Genomic DNA, 23,001 nt, shown 5'->3' on the forward strand with positions numbered 1-23,001 from the left:
AAAACGAAACCAAAAGGCCACTTCATTTTTACATACCAAATCGCTATTTTTGAGGTTTGCTATGATTTATGATCAATTACGAAGAACATATTGAGGTTAAGGGCGCAAGAGTCCATAATCTGAAAAATATAGATGTCACCATACCCCGTGAAAAACTGGTGGTGATTACTGGACTTTCCGGCAGCGGAAAATCCTCCTTGGCCTTTGACACCATTTACGCCGAAGGTCAAAGAAGATATATTGAAACCTTCTCAGCCTATGCCCGACAATTTTTGGGCGGTTTGGAACGTCCCGATGTAGATAAAATCGATGGACTTTCCCCAGTAATCGCCATTGAACAAAAGACCACATCAAAATCTCCGCGCTCCACGGTCGGTACCATCACAGAGGTTTACGATTTTCTTCGTCTTCTTTTTGCCCGCGCCGGCGATGCCTACAGTTACAATACGGGCGAAAAAATGGTAAGCTATAGCGATGAGCAGATCAAGGATTTAATCATTGAATCTTACAAAGACAAAAAAATAAATGTGCTGGCGCCTGTCATCAAATCACGTAAAGGACATTACCGTGAACTGTTTGAACAAATTGCCAAGCAAGGGTTTGTAAAAGTTCGGGTAGATGGTGAGATTACCGACATCACCAAGGGAATGAAAGTGGACCGATACAAAACCCACGATATCGAAATCGTAATCGATCGTTTAAAAGTCGGTGACAACGAAGATTTCCATAAACGTTTGAGCGAAACCATCAATACGGCCATGTACAGTGGAGAAAATGTTTTGATGGTACTGGAAGAAGGCGAAACCGTGCCCCGGTATTTCAGCAGGGATTTAATGTGTCCATCATCGGGCATCTCCTATCCCACACCAGAGCCAAATACGTTTTCCTTTAACTCTCCGAAAGGAATGTGTCCGGAATGTAGTGGATTGGGCCACGTGTTCCAGGTTAACGAGAATAAAATCATTCCCAACAAAAAAATATCCATTAAATCTGGTGGACTTGCCCCTTTGGGCGAATACAAAAAATCTTGGGCCTTCAAACAACTGGAAACCATTGCGCAGCGGTATAATTTTGATTTGACAGATGCCATTGAAAAGATTCCGGAAGAAGCCATGAACGTTATTTTGAAGGGTGGCAAGGAAAGTTTTGAGGTAGACTCCAAAAGCTTAGGGGTCAAGAGACAGTACAAAATTGATTATGAAGGTATTTCCAACTTCATAAAGACCCAGTATGAAGAAGCTAACTCAACATCCATAAAACGATGGGCCAAAGATTACATGGACAAGGTGAAATGTCCAGAATGTGAAGGCTCCCGCTTGCGGAAAGAATCTCTCTATTTTAAAGTAGATGGTAAAAATATTGCCGAATTGGCCCAAATGGACATTGTAGAGCTGAACAATTTCTTCCACAATCTAGAAGATACCTTGGAAGGCAACCAAAAGAAAATTGCCGAGGAAATCATCAAGGAAATCAAAGCACGTGTCGGGTTCTTATTGGATGTAGGGTTGGATTACCTATCATTGAACCGCAGTTCCAAGTCATTGTCAGGTGGTGAAGCGCAACGTATTCGTTTGGCCACGCAAATTGGCTCACAATTGGTGGGCGTACTCTACATTTTGGACGAACCTAGTATCGGTTTGCACCAGAGGGACAATGAACGCCTGATTCATTCTTTGGAAGCCTTACGGGATATCGGAAACTCAGTAATTGTAGTGGAGCACGACCGCGACATGATCGAATGTGCAGACCATGTTATCGATATAGGCCCAAAGGCCGGCAAGCACGGCGGAGAAATCATTTCAGAAGGAAGTCCAAAGGATTTGGTCAACCAGCAAACATTGACCGCACAATACATTACAGGGGAACTGGAAATTCCAGTACCAGCAGAAAGACGTAAGGGAACCGGCAAAAAGATTACTCTTTCGGGTTGTACCGGCAATAACCTTAAAAATGTGACCGTGGATTTCCCATTGGGGAAACTGATAGGGGTCACCGGGGTCTCCGGGAGTGGCAAATCCACTTTGGTTAACGAAACCCTCTACCCTATTATGAACGCCCACTATTTTAATGGCGTTAAAAAACCAATGCCGTATAAAAAAATCAAGGGTTTGGAACATATCGACAAGGTCATCGATATCAACCAGTCTCCCATTGGCCGTACTCCACGATCAAACCCAGCCACCTACACTGGGGTTTTTAGTGAAATACGCTCGCTTTTCGCCAAAACCACGGAGGCTACCATACGCGGATATAAACCGGGGCGTTTTAGTTTCAATGTGGCCGGAGGAAGATGTGAAACCTGTCAAGGGGGCGGCCTAAAAGTGATTGAAATGAACTTTTTGCCCGATGTATACGTAGAATGTGAAACCTGTAATGGCAAACGATTTAACCGGGAAACCTTGGAAATCCGATATAAAGGCAAATCGATAGCCGATGTTTTGGAAATGACCATCAACGAAGCTGTAGATTTCTTTGAGAATATTCCAAAAATTCATCGTAAACTTAAGACAATAAAAGATGTAGGTTTGGGTTATATTTCATTGGGTCAACAGTCCACTACCTTATCCGGTGGTGAAGCCCAAAGGGTAAAGTTAGCTACGGAACTTTCCAAAAGGGACACTGGAAACACCTTTTATATCCTCGACGAACCAACAACAGGCTTGCATTTTGAAGACATTAGAGTACTTATGGACGTACTCGACCGTTTGGTGGACAAGGGCAACACCATTTTGGTAATAGAGCACAACATGGATGTAATCAAAATGATGGACCACATTATAGACATAGGTTATGAAGGAGGAAGAGGTGGTGGAACAGTTGTTGCTACCGGTACCCCGGAAGAAGTCGCCAAGGACAAAAAAAGCTTTACCGCCAAGTTTTTAAAGAAAGAATTGGAAAATACTAAACAAAAAATTGCACGCGCAGTTTAGATAAAAGTTATGCATATGCGAAGAGAGCAACATTCCAAGGGATGGAATGAAATAAAGACAAACGATTCATGGGCCATATTCAAAATTATGGGCGAGTTTGTCAATGGATTTGAAAAAATGAGCAGAATAGGACCATGTGTCTCCATTTTTGGGTCGGCACGGGTTCGCGAAGGCCATCAATATTATGATTTAGCGGTTAGAATATCTCAAAAAATCGCCGAGGCCGGTTATGGTGTCATTACCGGTGGAGGTCCCGGAATCATGGAAGCCGGTAACAAAGGAGCTAGTTTAGCTGGTGGAACCTCTGTTGGATTGAACATAGACCTGCCATTTGAGCAGCATGACAATCCTTATATTGACGATGATAAAAGTCTTGATTTCGATTACTTTTTTGTACGAAAAGTAATGTTTGTGAAGTATTCTCAAGGTTTTGTGGTAATGCCTGGAGGATTCGGAACATTGGATGAGTTCTTTGAGGCGCTCACCTTGATTCAAACTCATAAAATACATACATTTCCTATTATACTTGTTGGTACCGAATTCTGGAAGGGATTGATGGATTGGATCAAAAATACTTTGGTCGAAGCCGGTAACATTAGTCCAAAAGACCTTGATTTGATCAAATTGGTGGACACCGAAGATGAAGTTGTTGAGATTATAGACGCCTTTTATAAGGGCAGAACATTGAGTCCAAATTTTTAATCCTACTACATTGATTATCCATCGAGTTTTACTTAGCGCTTCGCTGCTTATCATTCTGGTGTGCCCCAAACTTTGGTCGCAACACCGAAATGAGATTGTGGCTACACTCGATGGGCCCACCAATCAAATTCGTATACGACAGCATTTCACATACGTAAACCAATCCAAAAGAGGTCTTTCCACATTGTATTTCAACGATTGGAACCATGCCTACTCTAATAAAAATACTGCCTTGGCCAAAAGGTTTGGTGAAGAATTCAATAGGAGCCTGCACTTGGCAAAGGACAGGGAGCGAGGACAAACCACGATTAAGTCCATTGTGGACAACAACTACGCAGGTTTGGACTGGAAACGGCGCGGCAATACGGATATCATTGCCGTTAACCTGAATGAAATTCTTAAACCCGGAGAGTCTGTTAAGCTGTTTTTCACCTACACCATTAAATTGCCGGAAGCCAAGTTTACTGGATATGGGCATACGGGCAACGGGTATAATTTAAAGGATTGGTACCTTACCCCTGCGGTTTTTACAAATGGAGACTGGGAGCTGTACGATAATATGAACCTTGACGATCTGTACACCGACCTCACCGATACCCGTATCAACTTTACTTTTCCGAACCTGCTATATGTTGCCTCCAATTATCGTATGTCCAGTATTTCCAATTTTCCAGAAGGACAACACGTGCAACTCATTGGCGACAAACGAAAAAGTTGTGAAATCATACTTACTATTGACGAAAGATTCACCAAGCACATAACCAGCTACGTTACCATAACCACAGATATTGAATCCAATAAATATGAGGAAATAGCCCAGGGCATATCCATAAACAAGATTTCACAGTTTCTTTATGAGAATATGGGTGAATACCCGCACGATAATCTTTTGGTAAGTGAATTTGACTACAATAGGTCTCCACTCTACGGAATCAGTCAACTTCCATCTTTTATCAGGCCATACGAAGAGCAATTTCAATTTGAAATGAAATTCCTAAAAACGGCCATCCGAAATTACTTGAAGGAATCATTATATCTGAACCCAAGAAAAGAACGATGGGTAAACGATGCCATCGGGTATTACCTCATGATAAAATTTGTGGAGGAACACTACCCTGATCAAAAATTGATTGGAAAACTTTCAAGAATTTGGGGCCTTAAAAACTTCCATTTGGCACAAATGGACTTTAATGAACAGTACTCACTGTTCAGTATGCTGTCCGCTCGAAAAAACATTGACCAAGCACTGACCACCTCCAACGATTCATTGATCAAGTTCAACGAAAAAATCGCCAACGGCTATAAAGCTGGGCTTGGAATGTCATATTTATCCGCTTATTTGGGTAAAAAGGAGATCGATAGCACCGTGCTTGACTTCTATAAAAATTACAAGCAGAAGCAACAGGTCAGCGCCACTGATTTTAGAGCAACTATTGAAAAATATGCTGACAAAGATGTTGATTGGTTTTTTGATGAATATGTATCCACTGACAAGAAAATAGATTTCAAGATCAAAAAAATCCAGAAAACGGAAGACTCCATCACCTTTACTTTGAAAAATAAAAGAGGCACCAACGTTCCCATTTCGGTTTTTGGACTGGAAAATGATTCCGTGGTTTCCCAATATTGGTTTTCGGACATAGACAGCACCAAAAGCATTACCATTCCCCGCCAAACTGAGGACCGACTAGTGCTCAACTATGATCAAAAAATCCCTGAGTTTAATCAACGTGATAATTGGAAGACCTTGAACGGGTGGCTGTCCAGCAATAAAAAATTAAAATTTCAATTCTTTAAGGATACCGAGGATCCCTATTATAATCAGGTGTTTTATGTCCCTATTGCAAATTTTAACCTTTATGATGGTATTACGCCTGGTTTACGATTGTACAACAAAACTTTCTTGGAGCGCCAATTCCAATACGATATCTCCCCTACCTATTCCTTTTTGGAGAAAACAATGGTAGGAAAAGTTGGTTTCAGGTATAGAAAATACCACAAGAAAACTGGGCTTTACGTCACCAATTATTCGTTTTCAGCCTCCACCTCGCACTTTCAGGAAAACTCTCGATTTACCACGATTACGCCGGCAGTAAGTTTTGGGTGGCGCCCCAATGACCTACGTTCCAACCGGAGACAAAACCTTCTTTTTCGTTATCGCAGTGTTTACCGGAACATAGACGAGAGCCTTGTTGGGGAGTTGGATACCGACCCAGACTACGGGGTCCTTAATGCGCGATATACAGATGTGGACAACAACATTCTTAACTACTCTCTTTGGTCTGTAGATGCCCAACACTCCAGTGAATTCACTAAGCTTGCCTTTGAGTTCGAATACCGAAAGCTTTTCCAGAGCAACAGGCAGTTCAATCTACGCTTTTATGCAGGTAAATTTCTAAGAAACGACACGGAATCCAATTTCTTCAGTTTCGCTTTGGACAGGCCCACCGATTATATGTTCGACCTTGCCTATCTGGGAAGATCCGAGGATTCCGGCTTGTACAGTCAACAGGTCATCATTGCCGAAGGAGGATTTAAGTCAAAATTGGAAAACCCCTTTGCAAACGATTGGATCGCCACCACTAACGCCAGTACCAATATTTGGCGATGGGTCGAGGCATATGGTGACTTGGGGTTCATAAGAAACAAAGGCAATGACCCTCGTTTTGTATACGATTCCGGTATCCGCTTAAATTTGGTGACGGACTATTTTGAACTCTACTTTCCCGTATACTCCAATCGAGGGTGGGAAATAGCTCAAGACAACTATGGAGAGCGTATTCGCTTTATAGTCACTATTAGTCCTAGGACCTTGACAGGTTTGTTTACTCGAAAGTGGTTTTGATTATCAAATCAATAATTTAATATCCAATAAATCAATATAAATTAATATATATTTATTTTTTAATGGTTTATTTTAATAAATTCTCATTTTATTAACAAGGTTTGATGTTGCTATTTTGATGTATTTTTAATAGTTTTGCATAAATCTTCAAACATCCATGAAACCTAAACCTAGTACAAGTAACGACATCTCTTTTGACGATTTCAAATCTCAAATTCTTCAAGATTACGAGACCGCCGTTATGAGTAGGGAATGTAGTCTATTGGGACGTCGCGAAGTACTTTCGGGAAAAGCCAAGTTTGGAATATTCGGAGACGGTAAAGAGCTTCCTCAACTTGCTATGGCAAGAGCATTCCAGGATGGTGATTTTAGAAGCGGTTACTATCGTGATCAAACCTTTATGATGGCGTTGGGTTACTTAAGCCCCAAAGCATTTTTTCATGGACTTTATGCCACAACGGACTTGGAGAAGGAACCCATGAGTGCCGGAAGGCAAATGGGCGGTCATTTTGTGACCCACAGCCTAAATGAAGATGGAACATGGAAAAACCTGACCGAACAAAAGAACAGTAGTGCCGATATTTCCTGCACCGCAGGCCAAATGCCCCGTTTGCTCGGTTTGGCACAAGCCTCAAAAATATATAGACATGTCGAGGGAATCGACCAATCCAATTTTTCCAAAAACGGGAACGAAGTAGCATGGGGGACCATTGGCAACGCAAGCACAAGCGAAGGTCATTTTTTTGAAACCCTGAATGCAGCCGGGGTAATGCAGGTACCCATGGTAATAAGCATCTGGGATGACGAATATGGAATCTCGGTACCCTCCGAATTCCATACCACCAAAGGTGATATCTCCAAAGCGTTGAGCGGATTACAACGGGATGAAACACATGATGGCTTTGAAATCTTAAAAGTAAAGGGATGGGATTATACAGCGCTGATACATGCCTTTGAAAATGCATCTGACATTGCACGCGAAGGCCATGTGCCCGTATTGGTCCATGTAACAGAATTGACCCAGCCTCAAGGTCACTCGACATCCGGATCGCACGAAAGGTACAAATCCACAGAAAGGCTGGAATGGGAACGCAAAAATGATTGCAACAAACGTTTTAGAGAGTGGATCATAGAAAATGGCATAAGCACAGAAGAAGAGCTTAAAAAGGTAGAACGCGAGATAAAGCACAAAGTACGTTCCGCTAAAAAAGAAGCTTGGTCTGAATTTTTGAAACCTCAGTTGAGTGCGAAAAAGGAATTGGTGCAACTATTGGAAAAAGTGTCCGCACAAAGTCCCAACAAAGCGTTCATCAATAAATTAAAAAATGATCTAATTGCTACTGAAGAACCTCTAAAGAAAGATTTAGCATCAAAATCCAGACAAGCACTTCGTTACCTTTTAGGTGAATCCACCCCGGAAAAAAAACAGCTCCAGCAGTGGATAGATAATTTTTTAAAATCCAACGAACCCCATTACAGTTCGCACCTTTATAACGAACTAGAAAATAAGGCCACAAAAATAGAGTCCGTAGCACCTTCTTATCCTGAAAAAACCGAGGAAGTCGACGGAAGAATCATTTTGAGGGACAATTTTGACGCTCTTTTCTCCAAATATCCTGAGGCACTTATTTTTGGTGAGGACACTGGAAATATTGGTGATGTTAACCAAGGACTTGAGGGCCTTCAAAAGAAGTATGGCGAACTAAGGATTGCCGATACAGGAATTCGTGAAACATCTATCATAGGTCAAGGAATCGGTATGGCCCTCCGTGGTTTAAGGCCCATTGCTGAAATACAATATCTGGATTATATCCTTTATGCCATCCAAACATTGAGTGATGATTTGGCCACTTTGATGTACCGGACCGTGGGTAAACAAAAGGCTCCGCTCATCGTCCGTACACGCGGGCACCGTTTGGAAGGAATATGGCACTCTGGATCCCCTATGGGAGGATTGGTGCATTTATTAAGAGGAATGTACATTTTAGTACCCAGAAATATGACTCAAGCAGCAGGTTTTTACAATACACTTATGAAAAGTGACGAGCCCGCTTTGGTCATAGAAAGCCTTAACGGGTATCGCCTAAAAGAACAAAAACCCGCTAATCTAGGAGAGTTCTGCACACCAATTGGCAAGGTAGAAACCCTTAAAGAAGGAACGGATATTACACTCCTATCATACGGTTCCACACTTCGTATTGTGGAAAAAGTAGCAAACGATTTATTGGAAGTAGGCATTGATGCAGAGGTTATCGACGCACAGTCACTTCTACCATTTGATTTAGACCATGACGTGGTGAAAAGTCTTCAGAAAACCAATCGCTTTTTGGTGATTGATGAAGATGTTCCAGGAGGGTGTTCGGCCTATTTGATGCAAGAAGTGGTCGAAAAGCAAGGTGGCTATAAATATTTGGACAGTGCACCCCAAACTTTATCGGCCAAGGAGCATAGGCCGGCTTATGCTTCTGATGGGGACTATTTTTCCAAGCCCAATGCCGAAGATATTTTTGAGAAGGTATATCAGATTATGCACGAATCGGACCCAAAATCATATCCATCTTTACGTTAGTATTTCTCATAAGTCAATTCAAAAGCACTTTTCGTCAATTAATGTTACGTTTTTTAAAACATAATTTATATTTTCACGTGCATTAATTTTCCCCACATGAAAAACAATACTTTGATACACCTGGGTCTGGCATTATTAAGGATAGTTCCATCAGCATTTATGCTTACTCATGGTTATCCAAAACTTATGAAACTTATCAATGGCAACACGGAATTTGCTGATCCTTTTGGGATAGGCCAAGCTCCCTCATTGTTTTTAGCCGTTGTTGGTGAATTTATCTGCCCCCTATTAATGATTATCGGGTTTAAAACCCGTTGGGCCGCAATACCTGCAGCCATTACTATGTTCGTTGCAGCTTTTATCGCCCATGGTGCTGATCCTTTTGGAAGAAAAGAGTTACCATTGCTTTATCTTGCCTTTTTTGTAATTATAATGCTATTGGGCCCGGGCAAGTACAGTGTGGATAAAAAATAACCTTTAGATTATTTCGGAGAGTAGTTCTTTCAGCAAATCAGCCTGTCCCATATTGCTGGCACCTACTCCTTTTCCCTTTAGATCTAAATTCCTTAAGCTGGAAATAATGCCGCTCACTCTTTTCATGGGATAATTTTTTGCGGCCACTACATACTCGTTTACAAAATAGGGGTTGACTCCAAGTACCTTGGCCACATTTCCCGGAGAATGGTCCTTGAGTCCATGATACTGTAAAAGTTGGGTAAAAAAGGTGTTCAGAAGAGTAACCGTAACCACAAAGGGATTGTCTTTTGGGTTCTGTGCGAAATAATCGATGATTCGTGATGCCTTTTTAACGTCCCGCTCCCCTATTGCCTTTTTCAGCTCAAAATTATTGAAGTCTTTGCTTATACCGATATGCTCTTCGATCAGTTCGGGGGTTATTTCCGTGGTAGGTGAGACAATCAATGTCAATTTATCAAGTTCGTTGCTGATTTTGCTCAAATCGGTTCCAAGATACTCCACCAACATGATACAAGATTTGGGGGAAATTTTGTACTTTTTACTCGCCAAGGTCCTTCGAATCCAATCTGCCACTTGATTATCATACAGTTTTTTACTTTCGAACAACTCACCACTTTTGTTGACGGCCTTATATAGTTTTTTACGCTTATCAAGCTTCTTGTACTTATAACAAAGTACCAAAATTGTGGTCGGTTGTGGGTTTTCGGCGTACGGAACAAGGTTTTCGATAGTTCTTGACAAATGTTGCGCCTCTTTCACGATAACCACTTGGTACTGAGCCATCATAGGAAATCTCTTGGCATTGGCAACTATATCATCAACAGTGGTATCCTTTCCATAAAGTACCATCTGATTAAAGCCTTTTTCATCTTCCGTAAGTACATTTTCGGCAATATATTGAGAAATCCTATCAATATAATAGGGCTCCTCCCCCATTAAAAAATATATAGGTTTTGGATTTCCCTTGTTGATTTCCGATACAATCTCCTTTACTTTGTCCATTCAAATTATATCACCAGTTTTGTAGAATGCAAGATTTGAATTTTCCAACCTATTCGTTTCGAATCAAAAATAGCCAAAATAGGCAGTACATTTTTGATGGGCTACGTAAAAAATTTGTAGTCCTCCAACCGGAAGAATGGGTTCGCCAGCATGTGCTCAGATATTTGGTCTTTACCAAAAATTATCCTAAAAGCTTGATCAATGTTGAAAAACAGTTGACGGTCAACAATTTAAAAAAACGATACGATGTTGTCGTATTTAAACCTGATGGCTCAATCTATCTTCTAATCGAGTGCAAAGGTCCCGATGTAAAAATCACTCAAGATACTTTTGACCAAATAGCCCGTTACAACTACGAGTTAAAGGCTGAATACTTAATGGTGACCAACGGTCTAGATCATTATTATTGCAAAATGGATCATGAGAATGAAAAGTATGCGTTTTTGAAGGATATTCCTGATTTTAGCCGTTAATTTGCCTCCGTTTTGAAAATCGCCGTCGTCATACTCAACTGGAATGGAGAAGCCTTGCTCGAAAGGTTCCTGCCTTCTGTTATGAAGCATTCGGATGGAGCCGATATATATGTGGTGGACAATGCTAGCACGGACGGGTCTGTTGATTTTTTAAAACAATACTACCCTGGCATCGGAATAGTTCAGAACAGCTCTAATGGTGGTTTTGCCAAAGGATACAACGATGGCCTTGAACACATTAAAGCAGATATATTCTGCTTACTAAACTCCGATGTGGAAGTAACTCCCAATTGGTTGGAGCCTGTCAAAAATGCTTTTAAGTCGATACCAGAAGCATCCATTATTCAACCAAAAATTTTGGACCTAATCCAAAAAGACCATTTTGAATATGCTGGCGCAGCAGGTGGATTCATTGATATGTTTGGATACCCTTTTTGCAGGGGGCGCATTTTTCAGACCATCGAAAAAGACGAAGGACAGTACAACGATATTAGAGAAGTATTTTGGGCCACTGGTGCCTGTATGTTCATTAAAAGTGACGTGTTTCAGAAATTAAGAGGGTTTGACGAGGACTACTTTGCCCACCAAGAAGAGATAGATTTATGTTGGCGCGCAAAAAATGCTGGTCATAAAGTATATTATGTAGGCCATAGTAGCGTGTATCACTTGGGCGGTAGCACCCTTTCCAATATGAACCCGAAGAAAACATTTCTCAACTTTAGGAACTCGCTGTACTCCATCACAAAAAATCTTCCCAGAAAAAAAGCAATCCCGCTGGTATTTGCGCGATTGGCCTTAGACGCCTTGGCAGCATTACGTTTTGTTTTCCAATTAAAATTCGACCACTGCTTCGCTATCTTGAGGGCTCATCTTAGCTTTTATGCTAACTTTATAAAAATGTACAGAAAGCGCGAAAAAGCTAATTTTATATTAAAATACCATATTACGACATCCATAGTATGGTCCTACTTCGTACATCAAGTAGAGAATTTTAACATTTTAGTAAAAGATTAACGAAGCCGAAATATAGGTACCTTGCTTTTTATCTAATTTTGGTGTAGTTTTTTAACATTTGATATATCTAACAATCCTTAAATTATAATCTGAACTATGAAAAAAGTTTTTCTAGGAACATTGGCAATGACGATTCTATTATCCTCTTGCGTATCGCAAAAGAAATATGCCGAATTGGAGGCCAAGCACAAAGAAACGCAAGACCTATTAAATTCCGCAACCGTTAAATTGAACGATTGTTTGGAAGATAAAGCAACCGCTGACTCTAGGTTGAAAACTCTCGAAGATCAAAATGCATTCCTTAAAGCGAACAACCAAGAGCTTATCAACAACATGGGCAACTTGACAACGCTTACCACTAAAGGTGCCGAAAACCTTGAAAAGTCTTTGGAAAGCCTTAAAGAAAAAGATCTTACTATTAGAAAACTTCAAGATGCCGTTACACGTAGAGATTCTGTAAACCTTTCTTTGGTACAGAGCCTAAAAGGTGTGTTGGGCAACTTGGACGATGAAGATATCGAAATCAGTGTTGAAAAAGGTGTTGTATTCGTTTCTATCTCTGACAAACTATTGTTTAGAAGTGGTAGCTACAACGTAACCAACGCTGCTAAGGAAGTACTTGGTAAAGTAGCCAAAGTAGTGAACAACAAGCCTGATTTTGAATTTATGGTAGAAGGTCACACTGATAATGTACCTTATAGAAGCGGTGTTCTACTTGACAACTGGGATTTGAGTGCTAAAAGAGCAACATCCGTTGTTAGAATACTACAAGATGATTTTGGTGTAGACCCTGCAAGAATGACCGCTGCCGGACGTAGCTACTACGTACCACTAGTAGGTAACGATACTTCTGCAAACAGAGCTAAAAACAGAAGAACACGAATTGTTGTACTTCCAAAAATCGATCAGTTCTATAGCATGATCGAAGAAGGAATGAAAGACCCAGCAATCGGTGGTTCTGGAAAATAAGAAATAAGCTTTAGCTTATAGAATAAGAAAGCGGCCAAATAGGCCGCTTTTTTTATTAATATATCTCAAGGCTTCCCTTGCCTTCCCGAATCACTATCGGTTCATCACCCGATAAGTCTATTACGGTGGAAGCGACATTATCCCCATACCCCCCATCGATTACAATATCCACCAAGTTCTCCCATTTTTCAAAAATTAGTTCAGGGTCGGTGGTGTATTCCAAAATATCATCTTCATCACGGATAGATGTAGAAACAATAGGGTGTCCCAATCCTGTTACTAAGGCACGGGCAATCGAATTATCGGGCACACGAATACCCACCGTTTTCTTTTTCTTAAAGTCCTTTGGTAAATTATTATTCCCCGGCAGGATAAAAGTATAGGGGCCTGGCAAGGTTCTTTTAAGAATCTTGAATGTAGGGCTATCTATTTGGCGAACATAATCCGAAAGATTGCTCAAATCGGCACAGATAAACGACCAATTGGCCTTTTCCAACTTAACTCCCTTTATACGGGCAATGCGTTGCAATGCTTTTGAATTGGTAATATCGCACCCAAGACCATATACGGTATCGGTGGGATAAATTACCAGGCCACCTTCCCTAAGCACGTCAACTACCTGTTGAACCTGCTTTGGATTAGGATTTTCCTCATATAATTTTATCAATTCTGCCATAAGTCATCAAAAAAAGTTATACCCATTTCAAAAGAACAACTACAAAGATAATACTTATTGAACGTGAGGATGGTACATAGATTGATGGCCACCATCAATCTACATATTCAGCAAATTGAAGTCTATTTATAGCGTACCGTAAAACCTACTTGTCAAGATAGAACCCTATATCATCCAAAATAACCACGCCCAAAGTGTCCTTATCAAAAACCATATGAATGCTTTTAATTTTATCCAGATTTAGGCTATCATTCTTTTTCAAAAAAGATGAAATAGGCAGATAGCAGCTTTTTAATTGGTCTTCCGAGTTTTTTCCAATCATGTTTTTATCCAGAAAATCAAACTTGGTAAACTTGGTCTTGATAATTCCGGGCAAAGCATTGTAATCCGATATCGCCACCGATGCGGTGTTTCCAGTGCTATCTTTAAGCATTACACTAAAATTGAAACCAAACTTTGGCTCCTCCATTTTCTTGTCGTCCTTTTTTAGGTCCAATTCGGAAATATCGCCCATGGCCATGGATAAAGCCAAAGTATCGGCTATACTGAAATTCCTCAAAGTATCGGGCAACATAATACTGTATATCGGAAGGGAGTCCTTTTGTACGTTCTTACCATGCTGCCAACCCAAGACCAAAGTATTGTTTTGCTGGCTCCCGCCGTCTCTGGACATCAATTCGGTTTCTCTCCAGATTTTGAAGTTTTTGGCAGCCAATGTTATACTGTTAGACGCACTGGTCAAATCCAAATCTCCTTCAAAATCAACCAATACTTGCTTGCTTGCATCGCTATATTGACTTCTATAAGTTTCTTTGGGCAACCAATCATGCGCCAAATCCACGTTCTTGAATATAGGCAGATAATCCTTATCCTTTTTGAACACACTCTCTGCAAATGCACTCACATAAACCTTGGCCACCTGCCGTTGCTCCTCTCCTGTGACCAACGGCTCAAGATTGAGCAACCATTTCATTGGAGCGCCAAAATCCGAACGGCCCCACGATGAATTAAATTGACCATGATTGGCATGGTTCATATATAAGCCAGTTTTAAAGCCATCAAAACCATCGGAGAACGTTAATCTGTGATACGGACGCATTCCCCAAAAACTTGTTTCATCAGCATCTGATGCTCCTTGAATGCTCAAATAGTTGATATCTTTTAAACTAATCTCACGATTGTACCTATAATCTGTGGGTGCTACTGTGATAATACCTTTAATCCCAAAATCAAAGTCGAACTTTTCATTACCATTATCGGGAAACCTCTCTAATTTATTAAAAGCTGCCGCAATGGATACCGCTTCACCTCCTCTGGAATGCCCCATTAAGATTACATTTTCCAAATCTGCCTTTCCCGCCAATTCAGAACTCTCATCATTGTTCCAATTTCTCCATTGTTCCAGATGTTTGAGCAGCAACCAACCACGAGTTGGCATCTCCTTGCCCATAAAATCACCGGACCAATGTCCGTTGATGAAGTTTTCATCCACTGAGACCCCAATAATACCTCGGCTGGCCAAAAGCTCTCCGAGATAGGCATAACCCCCATCGGAATAATCGAGCATACTGTGGTTGCCATGTACCATCATCACCATTGGAAAGGGCCCATTGCCCTTGGGCATATACACACGGGCATTCAAAGGAAAACTATCCACTCCAAAGCCCCAGTATTTTTCTCGCCATTTTTTCTTTTTGCCCTTCCATTCCGGTAGTAATAGTGATGCATCAACAGTTGGTGTTTTAATCCTAACACCTTCGGCGTATTCCGTTCTTTTATCGTCGGTTCCGCTACCATAGGTAAAAACTTCAATATCAAAATTTCCCTTTTCAGAAGGGTCTGCAATACCCAATTTGCCCAAAGTAGTTACGGATATGTTCTCTTCGGATGTTGATTCTTCCAAATATGGGTCGCCATCCAGGGCATTGAATCCATATAGCCCAAGGACAATCAGCACAATACCAATAAGTATTAGAACACCTCCCCTTGCGGTATTTTTATTTTTCAAGATTTGCCAAATACCGAAAACAATCAATACCAAGCAGATAAAACCGAATAAAGCGAGCGTATAAAACAATACGGATGGCCACCTGAAAGCATACATCCGCATAATGTAGAGTGCCAAAAACCCTCCCAAGATTGTAGTTGCAATGGGCAATGGGATTTTCCTGCCCAGTGGAAAAAGCAAAGTGAGCAATAATTTTAATACAATAATCAGTACTATGCCTATCAGTATTCCGGCAGCCATGGTCACCCATGCGGGGTATCCAATTGCGTAGTGATAGCCGGCCACTCCAAAAATCGTGACAACAAGAATGGCGACTGCTAAAAAAACAGGTTTAAGAAAGAGATTCTTCATAGGGGGAGGTTGGTTGGTTTGGTCTTAGAATTCAAAATACTAGCTCTGAATTTAAGCATTTTTACCCATTGCAGCCTACTCCCAAAAATTAATTAGAAAATAACTAAACCAGCTAAGGTTAAATTGTGAGAAAGTGAAAATTTGTATTAGGCATTGTCCAAAACCTCAAGTTTGGCAAAGCGCAGCAATAGTTTTTTTATGCCACCCTGGTCAAAATGTATTTCCGCTTTTCTATCGTTGCCGACTCCTTCAATATTTAAGATTTTTCCACGGCCAAAACGGGTATGGTTAACGCGTGCTCCCGTTACCAAACCAGGGTCCAGGTCCTGCGCTTGGGCCGGAGAAGATATCTCAGGTTTTAGTTTGCGCAGCTTGCGCAATTGGTTTTCATTTGGGCCTTGAACACTGGGAGGCGTTCCGTTCGATGGTTTTACCTGACGCAGCTTGCTCTTGTCCACCTCACCGAAAATATTCTTATCTATTGTTGATTTATATCGGTAACCATCATTGACAGGCGTTAGGTTCTCGACATACTTTTCCTCAATTTCTTCCAAAAAACGACTAGGTTCGGCATCGATCAATTTTCCCCAACGATAACGGTTTTGGGTATAGGTAAGAAATGCCTGTTTTTCCGCGCGGGTAAGAGCAACGTAGAACAATCTTCGTTCTTCTTCCAGTTCGCTTCTGGTATTCATACTCATGGCAGATGGAAACAGGTCCTCCTCCATTCCTACGATATAGACATAAGGGAACTCCAAACCTTTGGCTAGGTGAATGGTCATAAGGGCCACTCTGTCGTCATCCTCAATATCCTTGTCCATATCGGTGGCAAGGGCTACATCCTCCAAAAATTCGGTCAAACTTCCTGTGGCATCTGCAATTTCTTTTTGGCCCTCCACAAAATCCTTGATACCGTTCAAAAGCTCCTCGATATTCTCCATTTTGGCGATTCCCTCTGGAGTGCCATCTTTTTTGAATTCCAGCAGGAGACCCGTTTTTTTGGCCACATGCTCGGCCAATACAAAGGCATCGGAGCCTTCGTTCATAATTTGAAAGCTCTTGATCATAGTGACAAAATCCACCAATTTACGTTTGGTACCTGCATTGATGTTTAGATTCAATCGGTCCAAATTGTCCATCACCTCATAAATGGAACGTCCATAATGATTGGCTGCGACCACTAGTTTGTCTATTGTGGTCTGTCCTATTCCACGTGTGGGGAAGTTGATAACCCGTTTCAAGGCCTCCTCATCTTTTGGATTGATGACCAACCTCAGATAAGCGAGTACATCCTTAATTTCTTTCCGTTGATAGAAGGACAATCCTCCATAAATCCGATAAGGAATATCCCGTTTACGGAGCGCATCTTCAATGGCGCGGGATTGTGAGTTGGTACGGTACAAAACAGCAAACTCTCCGTTCTGCATCTGTTGTTGCATCTTGTTCTCAAAAATGGAACCTGCCACATATCGGCCCTCTTCCGCGTCGGTGACGCTCCTGTGAATTTTAATCAATCCACCATCATCGTTGGAAGTCCAAACATTTTTTTCCAACTGGTTTTTATTGTTGGCAATGATGGAGTTAGCGGCATTTACAATATTTTTTGTGGAACGGTAATTCTGTTCCAATCGATACACGGCCACATCGTCATAATCCCGTTGAAAATTGAGGATATTACTGATATTTGCCCCTCGGAACGAATAAATACTTTGGGCATCGTCCCCCACCACACAAATATTCTGATAACGGTCCGACAAAGCCTTCACTATCAAATATTGGGAATGGTTGGTATCTTGATACTCATCCACCAAGATATATCGGAAACGATCTTGGTATTTCATCAACACTTCCGGGAAACGGGTCAACAACTCATTGGTACGCAACAACAAGTCATCAAAATCCATGGCACCCGCCTTAAAGCATCTGTCCACATAATTCTGATAAATTTCTCCCAAACGTGGACGCTTTGCCATGGCATCGGCTTCCATCAATTCAGGATTTTGAAAGTAAGCTTTCACCGTAATCAAGCTATTCTTATAGGACGATATACGGTTCTGTACCTGCTTGTACTTGTAGACATCTTTATCAAGACCCATTTCTTTGATAATGGCCGCGATCAAACGTTGGGAATCTTGGGTGTCGTAAATGGTAAAATTGCTTGGGTAGCCCAGTTTGTCACCATCAAAACGGAGCAATTTGGCGAAAACGGAGTGGAACGTACCCATCCATAGGTTTTTGGCCTCCGAATTTCCAACGATGGTGGCAATACGCTTCTTCATCTCACGTGCCGCTTTATTGGTAAAGGTCAACGCCAGAATATTAAAGGAATCCACGCCCTGTTCCATCAAATGGGCGATTCTGTACGTAAGCACACGGGTCTTTCCAGAGCCGGCACCGGCAATTACCATTAGAGGTCCATCCTTGTGCAACACGGGAGCGCGCTGCGCATCATTCAATTCATCTATAAAATTACTCAAGGGCCAGAAGCTTTTAAAAGTAGGCGTGAAATTAGCCAATAATGATCTTTTGCTAAAATCAAGCTGTCAATTTTTATAAACATCGTTTTCGGATTTGGATTGAATTTTAAATATATTTAGACCCTCAACCCTATTAGCTGATGAATTTTCAACGTTTATCCCAATTTCTTCTAGTTTTTCTTTCTTTTTATGGATTTTCCCAAACCACAAAAACAGGTCCTGTAATCGACGGTTATGGTGCCGTATGGGAAATCAACAATCCTGATTTTGAAACTGACAAATCACAAGAGTTCAAAGTCGTTTTCGATGTTAAGGATGGACCCGAGTCCGATACCGAAATCAACAGGAACATCAATACCGTTGCCCGTTTTTTAAATATGCATGCCCAAAGTGGGATTCCCTCCTCACAAATAAAGGCGGCATTGATAGTACATGGCACAGCAGCAAGGAATTTACTGTCCGATGATGCACATAAAGCCCGATATAAAATAGAAAATCCAAATCGAGAACTGGTAGAAAAACTCTTGGAGGCCGGTGTGGAAATAATTATGTGCGGACAATCGTCCAAAACAAGGGACCTCCCAAAGGAAGATTTGATTCCCGGCGTAAAAATCGCGCTCTCCGCAATGACGGCCAATATTCAATTGCAAAACCAAGGCTACCGCCCGATTAAACTATAAACTAACTCAACACAATTATATTATGAAGCACATTTTAGCACTTGCACTTTGTACCGCAAGTTTATCCATTTATGCCCAAGACCATGGACTGGAAAAGGACATCGCCGCCGTTGAGTCCAAAGTGATTGAATGGCGCCGCGACATGCACCAACATCCCGAACTGAGCAATCGAGAGTTTAAAACTGCGGAAAAGATTGCTGCCCACCTAAAATCCCTCGGCATCGAAGTGCAGACAGGTGTTGCACATACCGGCGTTGTGGGACTTTTAAAAGGGGACCATCCCGGAAAAGTGGTCGCTTTGCGAGCGGATATTGATGCCCTACCAGTGACAGAAAGAAACGACCTACCATTTAAATCAGAAGCAAAATCCGAGTATTTGGGCGAAGAAGTCGGAGTGATGCACGCTTGTGGACATGACACTCACATCGCAATCATGATGGGAACTGCCGAAATCTTGGCCAAGAATAAGGACAAAATCCACGGTACCGTAAAATTCATATTCCAACCTGCGGAAGAAGGAGCACCTCCTGGAGAAGAAGGTGGAGCAGAGCTTATGGTCAAAGAGGGTGTTCTTGACAATCCCAAAGTGGATGCGATTTACGGACTTCACATAGGTTCTTACTTGCCAGTGGGTCATATTGCCTACAAACCGGGCGGTGCTATGGCCGCAGCCCAACGTTTTGTTGTGACCGTTAAAGGAAAACAATCCCATGGTTCACAGCCTTGGGGCGGTATCGACCCCATTTTTGTAGCATCCAAGATTGTGGATGGATACCAGTCCATCATCAGCCGAGAACTGGAATTGACCAAGGAAGCTGCAGTAATTACCGTTGGTAAGATCAGTGGTGGGGTACGCAACAATATCATCCCGGAAAGTGCTGAACTTATCGGAACCATCCGTACGTTGGATTATGACATGCAAAAACAAGTTAACGATAGAATGAAAGAAATGGCAGAAAACATTGCCAAAGCCTACCGCGCCGAAGCAACTGTGGAAATTGCCAAAGGGGTTCCAATCACTTACAACGACCCTGATTTAACAGCAACATCATTGCCCAGTCTTCAAGAAGTGGCAGGAGCAGAAAATGTACACTTGATCAAAGCCATTACAGGGGCCGAAGATTTTTCGTTCTACCAAGAAAATATACCTGGTTTCTTTTATGTTTTGGGAGGAAAAGACCCCAATGCAGGTCCTGATGAGCACTTTCCCCATCACACTCCCGATTTTAAAATTGATGATAGCGGATTACAATTGGGTGTGAAAGCCATGACGGAAATCGCTTTGGATTACTTGGATAGAAGTAAATAGGTTTCATTAAAAAATAAAAAACTTTAAGCCCCAATGTCCTCCAATATTTGGAATTTGGATGTTGGGGCTTGATATTTGTAGTTACTACATCAAATTGAATAAATGGAAGAATTCCTTGACTTTTTAGGCGACATCCCTTGGTGGACATGGGTTTTGATTTTTTTGGCACTAGTGGCCGTACGTGATATCTTTTTTCAAAAGGCCCATACCATTAGCCACAACTATCCGGTGGTGGGACACTTAAGGTACTGGCTGGAAAGTATAGGACCGGAAATGCGTCAATATTTTGTGGCCAACAATCGAGAGGAACTTCCTTTTAACAGAATAGAGCGAAGCTGGATATACGCTTCGGCAAAAAAAGAAAACAATTACGAAGGTTTTGGTACTGACAGGGACATTTACAAGCACCAACATCTTTTTATAAAAAATGCCATGATAGGGTTTCAGGTCCCAGAAAAGCATCCAAACATTGAACATCCTTATTTTGTACCGTGCGCCAAGGTAATGGGGGCCCATAATAAACGAAGAAAACCGTATCGCCCGGCATCCATCATAAATGTCTCTGCCATGAGTTTTGGCTCGCTTTCCGCAGCTGCCATCGAATCGTTGAACAAAGGTGTTGAAAAGTGCGGTGCCTATCATAATACAGGGGAAGGTGGTCTTTCCCCCTATCATAAACAAGGTGGAGACGTGATTTTTCATTTTGGAACTGGATATTTTGGAGTCCGTTCAAGAGATGGTGGTTTTTCCATGGACAAATTAAAGGTTTTGGTGGATGAAAATCCATGTGTCAAAGCGATTGAAATCAAGCTTTCACAAGGGGCGAAACCTGGTAAGGGCGGAGTGCTTCCTGGTTCAAAAATCACCCATGAGCTTGCTGAAATACGTGGCGTGGAAGTTGGTAAAGATGTCATCTCCCCTCCTACCCACAAAGCATTTTCTACTATTCCGGAGCTTATGGATTTCATTGAATCCATTGCAGAAGAGACTGGACTCCCAGTAGGTATAAAGGGAGCCATCGGAAAAATTGACCAATGGCAAGAACTTGCCGATATCATGAAGAAAACAGGAAAAGGACCAGACTTTATTACCATTGATGGTGGTGAAGGAGGAACGGGGGCAGCGCCTCCGAGTTTTGCCGATCATGTTTCCTTACCTTGGACTTATGGATTTTCTTCGGTCTACAAGATATTCCTAGACCACGGACTTACGGACAGAATTGTTTTTATTGGAAGCGGAAAGTTAGGTTTTCCCGGGAAGGCCGCCATGGCATTTGCTATGGGTGTAGACTGCATCAACGTGGCCAGGGAAGCTATGATGAGCATCGGGTGCATTCAAGCACAAGTTTGCCACACCAATAGATGTCCTGCCGGTGTTGCTACGCAGAACAAATGGCGTCAAAGTGGAATCAACGTTCCGTTAAAATCCGACAGGTTGGCGCAATACTTCAACACCTTTAAAAAGGAGTTCTTGGAAATCACCCATGCTGCGGGTTATGAACATCCCTGCCAATTTCATATGGAGGATATACAAGTGAATGTGGATGATGATTATCTTAGCAGCGATATTAGAAGGGTCTACAAGTACCAAAAAGAGAAAGTGCCCTTCACCTCCATGCAGGATCTCTATAATTGTGAGCATCTTGGAGGCAAGAAAACAACTTAATTAAAAACATTATAACTTAGACCCAAATAATTGTACTACTTATGAAAAACAATCTACTCGTCATTGCGCTTCTTATTATAACCACAAGTGTTTATTCGCAGAGAAAAAGTGATTTGATTGCTGAAATAGACAATCTAAAATCAAAAATATCCGAAGTGGAACAAGAACTCGCTGTTGCAAAAAGGGAAATATCATCCAGTAACGCAGAAGCTGAGGCCTTGAAATCGGAAAACTTAACGCTTCGTGATGCAAATGCGACCCTACTGGGCAACATGAGCAATTTTTCACAGCTGTCTAAACAAAACTCGGACAATGTAGACCGTGCGATGGCCGCTCTTGCCAGAAAAGAAAGACAGTTGAGCGGAATAAACGATATGATTTCAGCGAACGACTCTACCGCTATTGTTTCTCTCACACGAATAAAACAGACCTTGGGAGAAAATGCCAAAGTAAGTGTTGAAGCTGGCGTAGTGGTCATCAGTAATAGTTTGAATACGCTTTTTGGTTCGGATACCTCCGACAAATTGACGGAAGAAGGAAAAACATGGCTGGCCGGGGTTGCAAACATCATCAAATCGAATCCAAATTTTAAGGCCGAGGTCGAGGGATTGAACATTACTGGTGAATTTGGACCTACCTATGGCCAAGTGGCTTCTGTGGCTTCTGAATTGGTGACCAGTTTGGAAGTGCCCGCCGAAAACATTGGCATTTCGGCCAAGGATGGCAATTTTAAAGAAGGGATCAATATTAAATTGCAACCCGATTACAAAGGTTTTTACGCAAAGGCCAAAGAAAGTGCCAAGGCGACCCAATAACCTTTGTTCAAAAATACTTTTTATAATTTTGATGCGTTC

Annotated in this window: 16 protein-coding genes; 12 read left to right on the forward strand and 4 right to left on the reverse strand. The window is 41.6% G+C overall.

Annotation, left to right across the window (positions count from 1 at the left end; translation table 11 throughout):
• The first annotated feature begins 68 nt into the window (after window positions 1-68).
• From uvrA to GUA46_RS08210, 5 genes are all read left to right on the forward strand, one after another.
• On the forward strand, window positions 69-2,930 hold the full coding sequence (gene uvrA, locus GUA46_RS08190; protein WP_176620079.1) for an excinuclease ABC subunit UvrA: 2,862 nt from the start codon (window positions 69-71) through the stop codon (window positions 2,928-2,930).
• 15 nt (window positions 2,931-2,945) lie between these two features.
• A complete protein-coding gene (locus GUA46_RS08195) occupies window positions 2,946-3,632 on the forward strand; it encodes an LOG family protein (RefSeq protein ID WP_176620080.1) in 687 nt (228 codons plus the stop codon).
• 97 nt (window positions 3,633-3,729) lie between these two features.
• Complete coding sequence (locus GUA46_RS08200) at window positions 3,730-6,477, forward strand: gluzincin family metallopeptidase (protein WP_313790862.1); 2,748 nt, start codon at window positions 3,730-3,732, stop codon at window positions 6,475-6,477.
• A gap of 157 nt (window positions 6,478-6,634) precedes the next feature.
• Window positions 6,635-9,046, forward strand: coding sequence for an alpha-ketoacid dehydrogenase subunit alpha/beta (locus GUA46_RS08205; protein WP_176620081.1), 2,412 nt, complete (start codon window positions 6,635-6,637; stop codon window positions 9,044-9,046).
• A gap of 96 nt (window positions 9,047-9,142) precedes the next feature.
• Window positions 9,143-9,520 (forward strand): DoxX family protein, encoded by a 378-nt coding sequence (locus tag GUA46_RS08210; protein WP_108247023.1) that lies wholly within the window; start codon window positions 9,143-9,145, stop codon window positions 9,518-9,520.
• A gap of 3 nt (window positions 9,521-9,523) precedes the next feature.
• Here the strand turns inward: GUA46_RS08210 and holA are convergent, their stop codons facing one another.
• Window positions 9,524-10,525, reverse strand: coding sequence for a DNA polymerase III subunit delta (gene holA, locus GUA46_RS08215; protein WP_176620082.1), 1,002 nt, complete (start codon window positions 10,523-10,525; stop codon window positions 9,524-9,526).
• A 26-nt stretch (window positions 10,526-10,551) separates the two neighbouring features.
• Between holA and GUA46_RS08220 the strand changes: the two genes are divergently transcribed.
• From GUA46_RS08220 to GUA46_RS08230, 3 genes are all read left to right on the forward strand, one after another.
• Window positions 10,552-10,998, forward strand: coding sequence for a type I restriction enzyme HsdR N-terminal domain-containing protein (locus GUA46_RS08220; RefSeq protein ID WP_176620083.1), 447 nt, complete (start codon window positions 10,552-10,554; stop codon window positions 10,996-10,998).
• Between the two features lie 12 nt (window positions 10,999-11,010).
• Window positions 11,011-12,012, forward strand: coding sequence for a glycosyltransferase family 2 protein (locus GUA46_RS08225; RefSeq protein WP_176620084.1), 1,002 nt, complete (start codon window positions 11,011-11,013; stop codon window positions 12,010-12,012).
• A 96-nt stretch (window positions 12,013-12,108) separates the two neighbouring features.
• Window positions 12,109-12,981, forward strand: coding sequence for an OmpA family protein (locus GUA46_RS08230; protein WP_108247019.1), 873 nt, complete (start codon window positions 12,109-12,111; stop codon window positions 12,979-12,981).
• A gap of 55 nt (window positions 12,982-13,036) precedes the next feature.
• Here the strand turns inward: GUA46_RS08230 and GUA46_RS08235 are convergent, their stop codons facing one another.
• The 3 genes from GUA46_RS08235 to GUA46_RS08245 form a co-directional block, all read right to left on the reverse strand.
• Window positions 13,037-13,657, reverse strand: a complete 621-nt coding sequence (locus GUA46_RS08235; RefSeq protein WP_176620085.1) for an L-threonylcarbamoyladenylate synthase — start codon at window positions 13,655-13,657, stop codon at window positions 13,037-13,039.
• A gap of 145 nt (window positions 13,658-13,802) precedes the next feature.
• Window positions 13,803-16,016: an alpha/beta hydrolase gene (locus tag GUA46_RS08240; protein WP_176620086.1), complete on the reverse strand. Its 2,214-nt coding sequence runs from the start codon at window positions 16,014-16,016 to the stop codon at window positions 13,803-13,805.
• Between the two features lie 146 nt (window positions 16,017-16,162).
• Window positions 16,163-18,493 (reverse strand): ATP-dependent helicase, encoded by a 2,331-nt coding sequence (locus GUA46_RS08245; protein ID WP_176620087.1) that lies wholly within the window; start codon window positions 18,491-18,493, stop codon window positions 16,163-16,165.
• Window positions 18,494-18,633: 140 nt separating this feature from the next.
• Here GUA46_RS08245 and GUA46_RS08250 point away from each other — a divergent pair, with 140 nt between their 5' ends.
• From GUA46_RS08250 to GUA46_RS08265, 4 genes are all read left to right on the forward strand, one after another.
• Window positions 18,634-19,173 carry a DsrE family protein gene (locus tag GUA46_RS08250; RefSeq protein ID WP_176620088.1) on the forward strand — a complete coding sequence of 180 codons (540 nt, stop codon included), beginning with the start codon at window positions 18,634-18,636 and terminating at the stop codon, window positions 19,171-19,173.
• Window positions 19,174-19,195: 22 nt separating this feature from the next.
• On the forward strand, window positions 19,196-20,482 hold the full coding sequence (locus GUA46_RS08255; protein ID WP_176620089.1) for an amidohydrolase: 1,287 nt from the start codon (window positions 19,196-19,198) through the stop codon (window positions 20,480-20,482).
• 102 nt (window positions 20,483-20,584) lie between these two features.
• The gene (locus tag GUA46_RS08260) at window positions 20,585-22,147 is read left to right on the forward strand and encodes an FMN-binding glutamate synthase family protein (RefSeq protein ID WP_176620090.1); all 1,563 of its coding nucleotides are present in this window, start codon (window positions 20,585-20,587) and stop codon (window positions 22,145-22,147) included.
• 41 nt (window positions 22,148-22,188) lie between these two features.
• The gene (locus tag GUA46_RS08265; protein ID WP_176620091.1) at window positions 22,189-22,962 is read left to right on the forward strand and encodes a coiled-coil domain-containing protein; all 774 of its coding nucleotides are present in this window, start codon (window positions 22,189-22,191) and stop codon (window positions 22,960-22,962) included.
• Window positions 22,963-23,001 lie beyond the last annotated feature (39 nt).

Origin of the sequence: Flagellimonas chongwuensis (assembly GCF_013376415.1) — a bacterium.
Taxonomy (GTDB): Bacteria; Bacteroidota; Bacteroidia; order Flavobacteriales; family Flavobacteriaceae; genus Flagellimonas; species Flagellimonas chongwuensis.

Coding starts and splice junctions, on each gene's coding strand:
- uvrA (WP_176620079.1), top strand. CDS start 69: ATGATCAATTACGAAGAACATATTGAGGTTAAGGGCGCAAGAGTCCAT.
- GUA46_RS08195 (WP_176620080.1), top strand. CDS start 2,946: ATGCGAAGAGAGCAACATTCCAAGGGATGGAATGAAATAAAGACAAAC.
- GUA46_RS08205 (WP_176620081.1), top strand. CDS start 6,635: ATGAAACCTAAACCTAGTACAAGTAACGACATCTCTTTTGACGATTTC.
- GUA46_RS08210 (WP_108247023.1), top strand. CDS start 9,143: ATGAAAAACAATACTTTGATACACCTGGGTCTGGCATTATTAAGGATA.
- holA (WP_176620082.1), bottom strand. CDS start 10,525: ATGGACAAAGTAAAGGAGATTGTATCGGAAATCAACAAGGGAAATCCA.
- GUA46_RS08220 (WP_176620083.1), top strand. CDS start 10,552: ATGCAAGATTTGAATTTTCCAACCTATTCGTTTCGAATCAAAAATAGC.
- GUA46_RS08230 (WP_108247019.1), top strand. CDS start 12,109: ATGAAAAAAGTTTTTCTAGGAACATTGGCAATGACGATTCTATTATCC.
- GUA46_RS08235 (WP_176620085.1), bottom strand. CDS start 13,657: ATGGCAGAATTGATAAAATTATATGAGGAAAATCCTAATCCAAAGCAG.
- GUA46_RS08240 (WP_176620086.1), bottom strand. CDS start 16,016: ATGAAGAATCTCTTTCTTAAACCTGTTTTTTTAGCAGTCGCCATTCTT.
- GUA46_RS08250 (WP_176620088.1), top strand. CDS start 18,634: ATGAATTTTCAACGTTTATCCCAATTTCTTCTAGTTTTTCTTTCTTTT.
- GUA46_RS08255 (WP_176620089.1), top strand. CDS start 19,196: ATGAAGCACATTTTAGCACTTGCACTTTGTACCGCAAGTTTATCCATT.
- GUA46_RS08260 (WP_176620090.1), top strand. CDS start 20,585: ATGGAAGAATTCCTTGACTTTTTAGGCGACATCCCTTGGTGGACATGG.
- GUA46_RS08265 (WP_176620091.1), top strand. CDS start 22,189: ATGAAAAACAATCTACTCGTCATTGCGCTTCTTATTATAACCACAAGT.